Here is a 15,367-nt window from a genome sequence, read left to right as displayed (position 1 = left end):
TTATGGCAGAAATTGTAAACATGCCTAGATTAAGCGACACCATGGAAGAAGGTGTCGTGGCAGCGTGGCTTAAGCAAGTAGGTGATCAAGTTGAAGAAGGTGATATTCTCGCAGAAATTGAAACAGACAAGGCTACCATGGAATTTGAATCATTTCAAAGTGGTACTTTATTACACATAGGTGTTCAAGAAGGTGAAACCGCACCAGTTGATTCACTTTTATGTATAATCGGTGAAGAAGGTGAGGATATTCAAGCTTTACTAGATGGCGCTGGCGATTCATCCAATACAGAAAACGAAGATACTTCGAATTCTCAAGATTCAAATGAAGATAAAAGCGATGAAGCTTCATCTTCAACTGATGATTCGAATGATTTACCTGATGGAGTGGAAATTATTACTATGCCGCGATTGAGTGATACCATGGAAGAAGGTACAGTTGCAAGCTGGTTGAAAAAAGAAGGTGATCAAGTTGAAGAAGGTGATATCCTTGCAGAAATTGAAACAGATAAGGCTACCATGGAGTTTGAGTCATTTCATAGTGGAACTCTTCTTAAAATTGGTATACAAGAAGGAGAAACTGCTGCTGTAGACGCTTTGTTAGCTATCATTGGTCCTGAAGGGACAGATGTTTCCAATGTATCCTTAGATGGGGCTTCTAATTCTTCAAAAAAGAAGGAAGAGAAAAAAGAAGCACCGGCCAAAGAAGAACCAAAATCTCAACCAAAAAAGCAAGAGCCTAAGAAGGAAGAAACAAAGACTGTTTCTAATTCTAATTCAAGTAACTCAACTTCTAGTAGCAATACAGGCCGTGTTTTTGCATCGCCACTAGCAAAGAAGATGGCTCAGGATAAAGGAATCGACTTGTCGCAGGTTCAAGGTTCTGGAGAAAATGGTCGTATCATTAAAAAGGATATAGAAAGTTTTACTCCTGGAACTTCTACAGGTGCCTCTCAACCTGCTTTTCAAGCTGTTGGAGAAGAGACATTTGTTGAAATGGCAAATTCTCAAATGCGCAAGACCATCGCAAAACGTTTGAGCCAGTCCAAATTTACAGCACCACACTATTATCTAGGAATTGAACTAGATATGGATAATGCTATTGCAAGTAGAAAGGCAATTAATGAGTTGCCAGATACTAAGGTGAGTTTTAATGATATGGTTATTAAAGCAGCTGCAATGGCGTTGAGAAAACATCCACAGGTGAATACTCAATGGACAGATAAAAATACCATACAGGCGAAGCACATTCATGTAGGAGTCGCTGTTGCCGTTGATGATGGTTTACTGGTTCCAGTGTTACCGTTTGCAGATCAAATGAGTATGCAACAAATAGGTGCAAAAGTAAAAGAGCTAGCTGTTAAAGCCCGTAATAAAAAATTACAACCTAAGGAAATGGAAGGTAGTACTTTTACTATTTCAAATCTTGGAATGTTTGGTATTACTGAATTTACTTCTATAATCAATCAGCCTAACAGTGCTATCATGTCAGTAGGTACTATCGTTCAAAAACCAGTGGTTAAGAACGGTCAGATTGTAGTTGGTAATACTATGAAAATCACTTTAGCTTGTGATCACCGTACAGTTGATGGTGCAACGGGAGCTGCATTCTTACAAACATTTAAACAATACATGGAAAACCCTATCGTTATGTACGTATAGCGTTTAATTATTGATGAGCTATATGAGCGCCAGTTCTTGCTAGAACTGGCGTTTTTTATTGTAACAGCTATTATCTATCTCGAGATATGTCTAGTAATTAGATTTATTTAAATAATTGCCTTTCGAGTAAAAAGGTTGTAAGTACTACGTCAAAGCTTTGTTTGATGTCTACAGGCATGTATTTAATTCGGTTTTGTCCACAGCGCACTCTTAGTCTACTAAAATACTCTTGAATCGCCATTTTGTAATCCTCTTTAATATTATCGGCATAAAGGTTAATGTGGTCTCCTGTTTCAACATCTACAAATCGGCTAGGTGTATTTGGAAAATCAAAATTTAGCTCGGTAGTACTATCAAAGGTGTGAAAAAGTACAACATCGTGCTTGTTGTATTTAAGGTGTCTGAGTGCTTCAAAAAGTTCATTTTCATGCGTGTCACTTTGAAACATATCGGTAAATAAAAAAATGAGCGATCGGCGCTTAATTTTCTCTGCTATTTCGTGAAGATACTTATAAGTGTCGGTTCCCGATCCTGATGGTTGTTGCACACATGTTTTTCCTAACATATCTAAAAGCATGTTATGGTGACGATCACTACCTTTTTCAGCTGCATAGTATTCATAACTGTCTGAATAAATACTTAATCCTACAGCATCGCGCTGTTTTTTAAGTACGTTCATAATTGCAGCACAGGCTAGAGAGGAATATGCTATTTTATTCAAGGACGTAAGAGAAAAATCTTTGATAAGTGGATAATGCATGCTAGGACTATTATCTACAATTAAATGACATCTTAAATTAGTTTCCTCATCAAATCGTTTGGTATATAATTTATCTGTTTTGGCATAAAGTTTCCAGTCGATATGTCTTGTGCTTTCTCCTGGATTGTAAATTTTGTGCTCAGCAAACTCTGCGCTAAAACCGTGAAAAGGAGATTTATGCATACCGCTTATGTATCCTTCTACTACTTGACTAGCAAGTAAAGCGAGATTTTTAAATCCTGAAGTTTTATTGAGTTCTTGCTGTAAATTCATATTGTGAATATAGTCAATCGTTTTATAACAGACTGTAAAAAGGGTTAAGTGGTTATGTATTTGAAATTACGCTTTCGCGAAAGCGAACTAAAACACAAATATTTTAGTAAACTCATGCAAATAAAAAAGCCCATTCTTGCATAGAATGGGCTTTTTTATATAGTGTATAATTACTTATAGTTGCTTGTCTATAGCCTCTGCATAAACACTTTTTTGTGCAACACCTACCTGGCGATCAACGATTTCTCCGTTTTTAAAAACTAATACAGTTGGGATATTACGTACGCCATATTTTGCAGCAAACTCTTGATTTGCATCAACATCAATTTTACCTACAACAGCCTTTCCATCATACTCATTTGATAGCTCATCGATGATAGGTCCAACCATGCGACATGGGCCACACCATGCTGCCCAAAAATCTACCATTACTGGCTTATCGCTGTTTAATACTGTTTCTTCAAAGTTTGCATCTGTTATTTCTAGTGCCATTTTCTAAATTTTTTATTACACACAAAGTTAAGCAAAAGTAAGGCCGTAATTTATCTTATCTTATTATAGTTGCTTATACTAGTATCTACTTAAATAATAAGCTGCCAATTAACCAACCTTGTACGTGATATCTAGATTATCTAGCATGTCTAATAATTCTGAATTCACGCTTACCTTTTGCATTCTCGAGGTCATGTCTAATGCAATTTTTTCTTCATGATCTCTAATATTAATATACAAGAATTGTTCTCCTGTGTGTTTATCTAATACTTCCTTCAAGGTTTGAATCTTAGATTCTAACACCTCATTTAAGCTAAATTCTAAAGTTAAATTTTTTGCTGCGTGCTGCATCACATCTTGCAGTTGCTGCATTTGAATAAAACTTAACCTAGGATCGCGAGGCTTTCCCGTTTTTTTATCAATCCATCCTTGTTGTACAGTGACTTTACAATGAACAAATGTGTTAGGTATAAGGAAGTGCCTGAATTTTAAATATTCTTCTCCAAACATTCTAAATTCATGAGATTCATCATAATCCTCTAGGGTAAACATTCCCCATGGTTTATTTTGTTTACTCATCATGTGACTTACGCTAGAAATTACACCAGCAAAGGTGAGTTCTTTACCTACCAATTCAGGTAACACTTTCATTGCATTTAAATTTGAGTTGCAAAAAAATTGCATCTCTTTTTTATAATCATCAAGTGGATGTCCAGAAATGTAAATACCTACTACTTCTTTTTCTCTTTTAAGTTTTTCCATGGTGCCCCAACTTTCGCACACGGGCAACATAGGCTCTGGTATTTGTACCTCGCTTGCCTCGCCAAATATGCTCATTTGAGCGCTGTTTTCATTTTCTTGGTACTTTTGAGCATACTTGATTACTTGCTCAAGAAATGTTTGACCATTGTCTGCTGCATGAAAGTATAATGCTCTATTTTCTCCACCTAGGCTGTCAAAACCTCCGCTTAGAGCTAGTGCTTCAAATGATTTTTTGTTAGCAGCTCTCAAGTCTATGCGTTTACCTAAATCAAAGATACTTTTGTAGGGTCCGTCCTTTCGGTTTTCTATAATTGTCATTACAGCGCCATGACCTAATCCTTTTACCGCACCCATACCAAATCGTACAGCACCTTCCTTATTCACGGTAAACTTGTAATTAGATTCATTAACATCGGGTCCCAAAACGTCCAGCCCCATACGCCTACACTCATCCATAAACTTAGTCACATCCTTAATATTATTCATATTATTGGATAGCGTTGCTGCCATAAATTCTGCTGGATAATTGGCTTTGAGGTAAGCTGTTTGATAAGCAATCCAGGCATAGCAGGTAGAATGCGATTTATTAAATGCGTAAGAGGCAAATGCTTCCCAATCTTTCCATATCTTTTCTAGAACTTCTCTATCGTGTCCATTTTTTTCTCCAGCATCAAGAAATTTAGGCTTCATCTTCATCAATGTAGCCATTTGCTTTTTACCCATTGCTTTACGCAGGACATCGGCATCACCTTTTGAGAAATTAGCTAGTTTTTGTGACAGGAGCATCACCTGCTCTTGATAAACTGTAATTCCATAGGTTTCTGCTAGGTATTCCTCACACGCTTCTAAGTCATAAACAATTTCTTTATCACCGTGTTTACGAGCAATAAATTCTGGAATATACTCCAAAGGACCTGGTCGATAAAGGGCGTTCATTGCAATAAGATCAGGGAATTGAGTAGGCTTCAATTCTCTCATATATTTTTGCATTCCTACACTTTCATATTGAAAGATACCTGTGGTTTCTCCACGTTGAAATAATTCGTAGGTCTTAGGATCGTCTAGTGGTATGGCCTCAATATCAATTTCAATTCCATGTCGCTCCTTTATAATGGCAACCGTATCTTTTATTTGGGATAAGGTTTTAAGCCCTAGGAAGTCCATTTTTAACAAACCAGCGCTTTCTACTACCTCGTTATCAAATTGAGTAACGTATAGATCCGAGTTTTTTGCTGTTGCTACAGGGACAAAATTGGTTAGATCGTCGGGAGTAATTATGACACCACAAGCATGAACACCTGTATTACGTACTGAACCTTCTAGAATTCTAGCTTTTTGTATAGTGTCTGCAGTAAGGTCATTTCCTTCTGATAACTGTAACAATTCCCTTACATTGTCAGCATCTTCTCCTCTAAATTTAGAGCCTATTTCTTTTTCCTCGAGAGCAAACATTTTTTTAAGCTTGGCAAAATCAGGAATTAGCTTTGCTACTCTATCAGCATCCATTAACGGGAGATCCAGTGCTCTAGCCGTGTCTCGTATAGATGATTTTGCAGCCATCGTACCGTAAGTGATGATTTGGGCTACTTGATTGGAACCATATTTCTCAATAACATAGTCCATTACTTTATATCGATTTTCATCATCAAAATCAATATCAATATCTGGCATTGATACACGATCTGGATTTAGGAAACGCTCAAAAAGTAAATCATAATGTATGGGATCAACATTGGTAATTTTTAAACAATAGGCAACAGCACTACCTGCAGCACTACCACGTCCAGGCCCAACGGCAACGCCCATATCTCTTGCTGCTTTAATAAAATCCCAAACAATAAGAAAGTAACCTGGGTAACCAGTTTTGGCAATAACATCAAGTTCAAAATCTAATCGTTCTTTGATGTCGTCAGTTAATTCTTCTCCATAACGTTCTTTGGCTCCTTCATAGGTAAGAAATCTTAAGTAGGCGTTCTCACCATTTTTGGTTCCCTTAGTAGCATCATCGGGATCTATAAATCGTTCAGGTATATCAAATGCAGGTAATAATACATCACGAGCAAGTTCAAAGGGTTCAATTTTGTCAATTACTTCCTTGATATTAAGAATAGCATCTGGCAGGTCTTTAAAAAGCTCTTTCATTTCTTCAGAGCTTTTAAAATAGTATTGATCATTTGGTAAACCATACCTGTAACCACGTCCACGTCCTATAGGTGTAGATTGTTTTTCTCCATCTCTTACACATAGTAAGATATCGTGAGCGTTTGCATCTTCTTTGTGGATGTAGTACGTATTATTGGTTGCAACTATTTTGATATCATGCTTTCGCGAAAGCGCAATTAAAACTTGATTTGCTCTAGTTTCATCCTCTTGACCATGCCTCATAATCTCAATATAAAGATCATCGCCAAAGTTTTGTTTCCACCAAAGCAGAGCTTCTTCAGCCTGCTTTTCACCAATATTCAAAATTTTTGAAGGGACCTCACCGTATAGGTTACCGGTAAGCACGATTAGGTCTTCCTTGTACTGAAGCAATAATTCTTTATCGATACGCGGTACGTAGTAAAACCCATCAGTAAAAGCTTTACTAGCAAGTTTTGCAAGGTTATGGTAACCCTTTTTATTCTTGGCAAGAATAACGATTTGATATCCATTGTCTTTAATAGACTTGTCAGTCATGTTTTCACAAACCTGAAATTCACAACCTATTATAGCCTTAAGCGGCTCACGTTCCTCTTCACCATCTGCAAGTGTTTTATTTACTGCTTGAATGGCTCTCACAAAATGAAATGCACCCATCATGTTTGCATGATCGGTCATTGCAACAGCGGTCATGTTATTGGCTGCTGCAGCTTCAGCGAGGTCTTTTACACTAGCTGTTGATTGTAGAATAGAAAATTGACTGTGATTGTGTAAATGAACAAAGGGCGCATCACTTAATTCAGCTAAATTTTCTTTTATTTCTTGATTGGATACTACAGGTTCCTCATCCTTTTTAAGCACAGCACTTGCTTTTTGTAGATTAACATGTTTTAATCCTACAGGAGCGATAGTAGATGGGTTGCTTTGTTTGAATCTAAGGAAATAATCCTCTTCAACATCTAGTTGTTCTCTTGTGTACTGTTGTTTTCTAACCAGTTCAAGGAAGCATCGTGTTGTTGCCTCAACATCGGCAGTTGCATTGTGTGCTTCACTAAATGGTTCTCCAAATAAAAATTCATGCAATTCGGTAAGTGTAGGAAGTTTAAACTTTCCTCCACGTCCACCTGGAATTTGACATAACTGTGCGGTATGTTCTGTACAGGTATCTAGAACTGGAATTTCTTGAAGCTGATTGCCTATTTGTGCTCGCACAAACTCTGATCCAGTAACCATTAAGTCAAAATTCAAGTTTTGACCTACCACAAATTTTGTTTTTGATAGGGCAATATTGAATTTTTCTAGCATTTCCTCGAGCGCTATTCCTTGCTCTTGGGCTAGTTGTGTCGATATTCCATGTATACGTTCTGAATCATATGGGATGTCAAATCCATCAGGTTTGATCAAATAATCTTCATGTTCAATAAGATTACCCATTTCATCATGTAACTGCCATGCAATTTGAACTACACGTGGCCAGTTATCTGTATCGGTTATAGGTGCGTCCCATCGTTTGGGTAAACCGGTAGTTTCAGTATCAAAAATTAAGTACATAAATCCTTCTCCTAGGGTAATTGTGTGGCGTAAAAATGCGTTAACTCTTTTATATTAAAGACCTGACTATCTGATCGATAATCAACACTTGTTATATAAAAAAGCAGTTTTTAAAGATAGGAGAGAAGTACTGTTTTTTAAAATATAGTTATGAACAGTTTTGAATGAAATAAGGGGTTATGTATTTAATCGAAATGACCCAATTATCAGTAATAAAACAAATGCTTGATTTAAGGTGTGCTACTACTTACTTGAAGTACCTTACCATTGTAAAATTGATTACCTGTGAGTGCAAAGTTCATGATATAGGCGGCCATGTCATCAGGCTGTAAGGGTGCTTTGTAGCCAGGAAAAGCTTCTTCGAGCATTTCGGTTTGTACCGCACCTAGAGCAAGTGTGTTAAACGAGGGACCGTTTTCTTTATATTCTTCAGCTAGTAATTCGAATAGTGTGATTACGGCAGCTTTGGCGCTGCTGTATGCTGCAAGACCAGGAAATTTTGCACTACCTTGAATGCCACCCATCGAACTTATTGCAATTACATGACTATCCTTACTTAAAATTGGCAATAAGGATTGCGTAAGTGCGGCAACTCCAAATACATTGACAGCATAGCAATTTTGAAAATCAGTATTAGTAAGCTGATCAAAAGGTTTGTTTACTAGCATTCCTGCATTATGAATCACTATATCAACATGATCCCATTTATTTTTAATGGTTTTAGCTGTATCCTCTATACTACCTGTAGAAGTAAGATCTGTTGATATCGCTAGAACTGTATTACGTTCCATTGCTTCTAAGGAATCTAGCTTTCGCGAAAGCGCTATAACTTCATGTCCAGCGTTTGAAAATTGTCTTACTAGTTCAAACCCAATCCCACGACTGGCGCCCGTTATAATTACTCTTTTACTCATTTTAATTAAGTTGAGGTGCTGTCTTGTTTACGATGTGAAAGATTCCAGGTGTTACAGCATTTATAACTTGTGCCATGTGATCTGTATTTACTAATTCTTTTTCATCACCTACTTTGTGATAATGATCAAAGTTGGTAAAATCAAAGGTGCAAAAGGTTTGTGCTGGTATGTTGTGTTGCTCATAGAAAGGGTAGTTGTCTGACCTTTTAAACAAATTGAATTGCTCAGCTTGTGGAAGTTTTCCAGTTACTATTTTATCACTGTTTGCGGTATTGAACAATTCACCCATGTTTGATGTGTCATAACCAGTAAGATAGGCAATGTAATCTTTGTCTACCATAGGAGTTCCTGTCATTTCAAAATTGACCATTGCCACTACGTTTACACCTTCATTTTTCATACGTGTAGCAAGATGTTTAGAACCTAAAAGGCCCATTTCTTCTGCACTGAATAAGGCGAAAATAATGGTTCGTCTATTAAAGTCTAATTGCCTGAAAATTCTAGCGATTTCCATAACAGTTGCTGTACCAGTAGCATTATCATTGGCGCCATTTGCAATTTTATCTTCATCTTGGGCATTTTTAATGATACCAATGTGATCGTAATGAGCTCCTATAACAACAACCTCATCACTAAGGTTTTTGTCAGAGCCAGGTAAAATACCAACTACATTAAAGGCTTTTATAGAATCTTGAACGCTAAATGTATCAATATAACTATCGCCGTAACGCTCTAGATCCATCATTGTCATTTGATCAACCAAGTAATCTGCAGCTTTTGCAATTCCAGGTGTTCCTGTCATTCTACCTTCTAATTCGTCTTGTGCTAGATAGTTAACAATGTTTTCTAAATTCTCTTTTTTTGCCATCGGGATTTTAATCTCGGATAACTGTTTTACAGATTCTGCGGCTTTTTCTACAGAGGTTATTTTAGAGCTCGAGTTGCATGAGAACGTTAAAACTGTAACGACAAAAAGTAGTAATATCTTTTTCATTGGATGGTTTTGAGTGTAAAGATAATAACTTACTAAGGTTTAAAGAAAAGGGCTGAGCTGAGAAATTTTACATTAGTATGGAAAAAATAAAAGCTGCTAAAATAGCAGCTTTTAATAATCAAATGAATTATGAAATGCGTTGACTTTCCACAGATCAGTGAACTAGGGAATCGCTGCCCTGCTTCAAGCCAACAGGACACGAATTTCTTTAATTATCATTTTATTCTATAAAAAGTAGAATCGATGCCTTTTCAAATCGATTAAAATCAATTTTATAGGTTTAATTACTTGATATATAGTTTGTTTTGAGATATTCTTCCATTTAAACTAGCTTGAACAAAGTATAGTCCAGATTTAAGATCAGAGATATCATAATTTATAGTTTCATGCTCAAATGTTTTCACTACCTGACCTAATGTGTTATAGATTATTACTTGGTCTATTTCAGTATCGCTTTGAATGTTGAAACTACTTTGAGCTGGATTAGGGTAAATAATGAAAGACGATTTTAACTGTTCCTGAACTTCTTCATTACTCAACGGATTATTAAGAGGAGTTGTGGTGTACAATTTGTACTCTCCAGGTTGCAATGAAATTCCAGTAGTAGTATTAGTAACGTTCACAACCGCATTGTTATTGAAGTAATCATACCAAACTCCTGTTTGTTGAAAATTAGGATTTGCTGTTTGCGCAGTTACTGCAAAATTTGCTAGAACTACTGCATCAAAATTAGGTCCATTTAAATTGATGGTTTTAACCAGCCCAGAAACATTTAAGTTATTGTTTGTATTGTTAAAAGTTTCAGGATATAAGGTTTTAAAGTTTATAAATGTAGCTGTTGCATCATATAAGTCTAATCGATCCTGGTCAGTATCGTATCCTAATGTCCAAGCTACTGGTTTGCGACCTGTTCTACCATTTTGGTCTATGTCAATTTCATATCCTAGCTCACCAAATTGCCAAAGCATTTTAGGTCCAGGAATGCTGTAAAGAATTGCTGAAATGGCTTCTTGTCTATCCAATGCTACAGGAACATTTTGAACGTTATGAGAAGAGTTTGCAGCATTACCAAATTGTAAGTTTTTATACATTAATCGTTGCTCGTCGTGACTCTCTGCATAGGCTATAAGATGCTGGTCATTGAAATTTCTTGATGTGTAATAACTTCTAAAGACATTGGAATTAGATGAGAATCCCATGCTGTTTTGATTGAATTCGTCGGTCATTTTTCCCCAAAGCATAAATCCATCATTGGCTAGTGCGGCTTCCTCATTTTGTCCTCCTAAGTGTTCAAGAATCATGTAAATGTCGTTAGAATTATTGTTCCAGATAGTATTCTTATAATCATTGAGAATATTGACTCTACTTTGATCATAAGCATTCCAAGCACCAATATTTCCTAGGGTGTTGTTTTGGGTAAAACCTTTAGATAAATCAAATCTAAAACCGTCAATTTTATATTCATCTATCCAATATTGTAGGGTTTGTTTAACGTAGTCTCTAGTCCAATTACTTTCATGATTGAAATCATATCCTACATTGAAATCGTGTCTAGCAGTCGGATTTAAATAGGGATTATTTGCTGCTGGTCTAAAATTTGCTTGATCCCACCACATTTGACAAAGTGGGCTTTGAGAGAAGGCATGATTATAAACAACATCTAGTATAACAGCGATACCTTTTGAATGACATAAATCTACCAGTTCCTTAAATTTTTCAGGAGTTCCGTAGGTTTTATCAATTGCCATGTGGAACTTAGGGTTGTAACCCCAACTATCTGCTCCTTCAAATTCATTTAAAGGCATGAATTGAAGAGCATTAATACCTAAATCGGCTAGGTAATCTATTCTATTAATTATTTCTTGGTAGCTATCGTTTTCAGAAAAATCTCGTACCAAAATTTCATAAATAACTAAATTTTCTTGATCCGGACGTTGGAAATTAGTCACATTCCAATTATAAGGGGTAGCTTGATAAGTCCAAAGCGATATATCTCCTGTAGTCTCTCCCGTAGGATAAGGATAAATGTTATCAAAATTACCAGGCTTTATGAATTGGTCAAATCCATCATCCAGAATCAAACGACTATATGGATCGGCTATCTTAATACTGTAATCTACTAAGTATTGATAGGCAAACTCAGTTCCTGCAGAAAACTGTGTAGAAGGAACGGTAACCCAAAAATAATCACCATCCTTATTCATTTGATAAGGAAGATCTAAGTCCCAATTGCTGAAACTTCCTAAAAGCATTACATCTGTTTTGCCTGGTGCTGCTAATAAGAAAGTAACACTACCGTCCGCATTTTCATTCACACCGTTTTTCAATCCTGCTGGTCTAGCAATACTTTGTGTAGTATTTGGTACATAAACCGATACTTGATCGGTAACTGTTGTTGTTCCATTATCTGCATTGACTGCAATTGTGTAATTGCCTGGATTTGAAAATGTGTATGAAGTAGAAATACTAGAACCACTTGTTGTCGCTACACTATTTCCATTTACGGCAAGATCTAATGTTGCGTTTTGTGTACAGTCTGCACTTAGGTTTATGGTTTGATTTAAACTTATGATGTCACCGTCCTGTGGGCTGGTGATTGAAGTGTTTAAACCAGGTAGGAAAACGTCTATAAAAATATCTGGTGATGTTTGATTAGTTCCTGCAGCGTTTCTTATAACCAGACAAATTTCTGAGATTACATCTCCTGGTTGTGCGTTGTAAAAAGTTTCTAAAGTTCCTGGTAAGGTTGCTTGATACATGTTACCGCCAGTATTGACAAACTGTGGTTGAGCAGTGTTGTCACCCCAGTTTCCTACTACATTGGACCAGCGTGTTCCATTAATGTTGGCTCCTGTGTGAGCATAAAAATTTCCAGATTCGTTTTCTAAAGGAGTTCCTGTTGCATCAAATATTAGTGTTACTTGATCTTGTTGTGTAGGTATTGATGGGTTTGTGGTTACTTGCGCTTTCGCGAAAGCGAACCCAAAAATCACAGCTAATAAAAGGTAAAAGTTTTTCATAGAATTAATCGTTATCAAAAAAGGGCTGTATAAACAGCCCTTTTAAGTTATAAATAAACATGATTATCTAACAGGAATTAAGATATAACGTCCATCTAAGTCATTAAAATAGATATCGTATGTTCCTGGCTCAACAGGAATGTTAGGCCCGTCTTGAGTACCTTGACCTGTAAGTTCAGTATCAGAACCCCAGTTAACAGCCCAGTCATCATTTGCACGGAACTTCATAAAACCACTGATTAAACTTACGTTTGTGATGCTCCATTTATGAGGATCAAATGTGCTTTGAACCATATCTGTATCAGATCCCCATCCTGTAGGAGTTCCATCTCCAATTATTCCTACCGAAGTATAGGTAGTTGCACTTGCTCCATTAGCATTAGGGGCAATACTGAAACTTGAAGATCCTTGAGATGAGTTAGTTACACCTGTAATGTCGATAGTGAAATCGTAGTAACCATCTGCTGGAATTGAGAATACTCCTGGATCAGATCCAGCACCATCGTTAAGACCTACAGCTCCATTGCTTTCACCATATTGTGGTTGCCAGAAGCCAGGTGAAGTTAAAATTTTAAAAGCATCACCTACAAAGTATCCTGAATAATAGAAAACGTTGTCGTTTGCTGGATCTCTGTAAAGAGCAGGATTATCATTATCATTATTCCATCCTGGGGCAGTTGCTGCACCTACTAGATATAAGTCTGTAAATGGGTATGCAGAAAATGGAGTAATAATTGCATTCACTAAATTTGAAATAACAGGTTCAACAGCAGGATCTGCTACTGATGCTACTAATCTGATAGAATAGTTTCCTGGTGTAGCATGTTCACCACCTAGTTGAGTTGCAGCATTATTTAAAGTGCTGTACAGAATGGCTAAATTGTTCTCAGTAGTAGAGCCTATTACTTCTGGTGCACTAAAATCACCGTTTTCCACGTCCATTTGTAACTCGTAATTAACCTGAACTGGAACTTCCATTTCTAAATCATTCCAAACAAATCTTTCTGCTAGAGTATTACCGTTTGTTTCTGTAACTTCAAAGTTGACAACGTCTGGCGACAGCATTACTTCTCCGCTAGGAGCAGTATTGATTGTGAATTCTTCACTGTCATTATCTTCACATGATATGATTCCTGCAATAGCAAGGAATGCAAACATTATAACTGATATTTTTTTCATCATTAATTATATTAAAGGTTAGTAACCTGGATTTTGGTTTAAATTAGGGTTAAGACTTACTTCTTGAGCAGGTATAGGAAGAATGTTTCTAAATGGAGCTGTCGTCGTTCCACTTTGTACGTTTCCTTTCCAAGTCCAAACTTTTCCTGTAGTAAATTGGTTAAAACGAATTAAATCTTGTCTTCTGTGAGTTTCCCAGTGTAATTCTCTGGCTCTTTCATCAAGAAGGAAATCTAAATCTATATTGCTCGCGCTTATGTTACCGCTTGTATTTCCATAAGCTCGCTCTCTAAGTTGGTTTATATATCCTTCAGCAGTGTTGATGTCACCACCAGAACCACCTCTTACAACTGCTTCGGCATACATCAAATACGCATCTGCTAGTCGGTAAACAGGGAAATCGATATCAACAAAGTCACCAACTGGATCACTACCTGCCACACCATTTACTGTAACATTACGGAATTTTTCAATGGCATAACCATCTTTGAATCTTCCAACATCTTGAATTTCTAATTCTTGATCATCGGTAAAGAATGCCTCACGGCCATCAGCGCTATTTTCCATTCCAGGAAACAATTCAACAAATTCTTTTGTGGTTCTTATTCCACCCCAACCACCGTTCACACCAAAGTTGGCAGCATTCATATCACCACCTATAGGCGCATGAGTAAGGTAAGTAGTACCTCCAAATGTTTGAGTGTTTAATCCATCAAAATTGATGGTCCAAATAAATTCATTTTGGCTACCATTTGAATTGTTGTCTGCAAGAAACAAGTTATGATAAGGATCTGAAGGAATTGAATAGCCAGCTCCAATTACTTTGTTAAGTTGAATAATGGCGTCATCATATCGTGCATTACCAGTATAAACTTCACTATTCAAATAAATTTTAGCAAGTGTCATCCAAAGAGCTCCCTTATCTGCTCTTCCATATTCATTAGCTCTAGCATCAACCATTTGATCTTCAATAGCAACTAATTCGGATTCAATGAAGTCAAATAACTCTGTTCTTGACAATACTGGAGGAAAAGCCGCTGGATCGCTATTCTCATCTGTAAAAGGCATTTGACCAAAAAGGTCCATACCGTGATAATAGGAGTAAGCTCTTAAGAATCTTGCCTCTGCTCTGTATTCAGCAACATCAGCTCTTAAGTCTGCAGGAATGTTGTATTCGTCCAGTTTAGCATCGGTACTAAGTCTTAGGAACTCATTACAAACTGCTATTTGGTAATTAATTCTTGAGAACATGGCGTTGATAAATTCATTACCATCTGTCCATACATGCCAGTGTAGATCCTTAATCGTACCATCGTTCCATGCGATTATAGCTTCATCAGTAGTTAGCTCTTGCATGTTCCAATATAATCTTAGGTAATTTGAAAAACCACCATCGATACCACTAATATCAGCGTCACCATCTCCACCTGCTTGCCCACCAACTGCTAACCCGGCATAAGCCTTTGCAATTAGTCCTCGGTAAGTTGCAGGATCTTGAAATAGCTGTTGTTCTGTCAATCTGTTATCTCTAGGCTCTACTGTCAAAGCATCATCACATGCAGTGAAAGCTAGCATTCCTACAAATAACAAGATTATCGATTTGTACATTTTCATATTCT

The 15,367-nt window shown here is 36.8% G+C and carries 9 protein-coding genes; 1 reads left to right on the top strand and 8 read right to left on the bottom strand.

The window, feature by feature from the left end:
- The first annotated feature begins 2 nt into the window (after positions 1-2).
- On the top strand, positions 3-1,661 hold the full coding sequence (locus HCN53_RS07565; RefSeq protein WP_167342589.1) for a pyruvate dehydrogenase complex dihydrolipoamide acetyltransferase: 1,659 nt from the start codon (positions 3-5) through the stop codon (positions 1,659-1,661).
- 103 nt (positions 1,662-1,764) lie between these two features.
- Here the strand turns inward: HCN53_RS07565 and HCN53_RS07560 are convergent, their stop codons facing one another.
- The 8 genes from HCN53_RS07560 to HCN53_RS07525 form a co-directional block, all read right to left on the bottom strand.
- Complete coding sequence (locus HCN53_RS07560) at positions 1,765-2,694, bottom strand: DUF58 domain-containing protein (RefSeq protein ID WP_167342588.1); 930 nt, start codon at positions 2,692-2,694, stop codon at positions 1,765-1,767.
- A 174-nt stretch (positions 2,695-2,868) separates the two neighbouring features.
- Positions 2,869-3,186 carry a thioredoxin gene (gene trxA / locus HCN53_RS07555; protein WP_042279663.1) on the bottom strand — a complete coding sequence of 106 codons (318 nt, stop codon included), beginning with the start codon at positions 3,184-3,186 and terminating at the stop codon, positions 2,869-2,871.
- A 108-nt stretch (positions 3,187-3,294) separates the two neighbouring features.
- A complete protein-coding gene (gene dnaE, locus HCN53_RS07550; RefSeq protein ID WP_167342587.1) occupies positions 3,295-7,641 on the bottom strand; it encodes a DNA polymerase III subunit alpha in 4,347 nt (1,448 codons plus the stop codon).
- Positions 7,642-7,871: 230 nt separating this feature from the next.
- Positions 7,872-8,555, bottom strand: coding sequence for an SDR family NAD(P)-dependent oxidoreductase (locus tag HCN53_RS07545; RefSeq protein ID WP_105018079.1), 684 nt, complete (start codon positions 8,553-8,555; stop codon positions 7,872-7,874).
- A 1-nt stretch (position 8,556) separates the two neighbouring features.
- Complete coding sequence (locus HCN53_RS07540) at positions 8,557-9,549, bottom strand: M28 family metallopeptidase (protein WP_167342586.1); 993 nt, start codon at positions 9,547-9,549, stop codon at positions 8,557-8,559.
- 284 nt (positions 9,550-9,833) lie between these two features.
- On the bottom strand, positions 9,834-12,569 hold the full coding sequence (locus HCN53_RS07535) for an alpha-amylase family glycosyl hydrolase (protein WP_167342585.1): 2,736 nt from the start codon (positions 12,567-12,569) through the stop codon (positions 9,834-9,836).
- 63 nt (positions 12,570-12,632) lie between these two features.
- Positions 12,633-13,748 carry a SusF/SusE family outer membrane protein gene (locus HCN53_RS07530; protein WP_167342584.1) on the bottom strand — a complete coding sequence of 372 codons (1,116 nt, stop codon included), beginning with the start codon at positions 13,746-13,748 and terminating at the stop codon, positions 12,633-12,635.
- Positions 13,749-13,766: 18 nt separating this feature from the next.
- Positions 13,767-15,362: a RagB/SusD family nutrient uptake outer membrane protein gene (locus HCN53_RS07525; protein WP_105018083.1), complete on the bottom strand. Its 1,596-nt coding sequence runs from the start codon at positions 15,360-15,362 to the stop codon at positions 13,767-13,769.
- Positions 15,363-15,367: the final 5 nt, after the last annotated feature.

The organism is Nonlabens sp. SY33080, from assembly GCF_011784885.1.
Classification (GTDB): Bacteria; Bacteroidota; Bacteroidia; order Flavobacteriales; family Flavobacteriaceae; genus Nonlabens; species Nonlabens tegetincola.
This window is presented reverse-complemented; position numbering and strand designations above follow the sequence as displayed.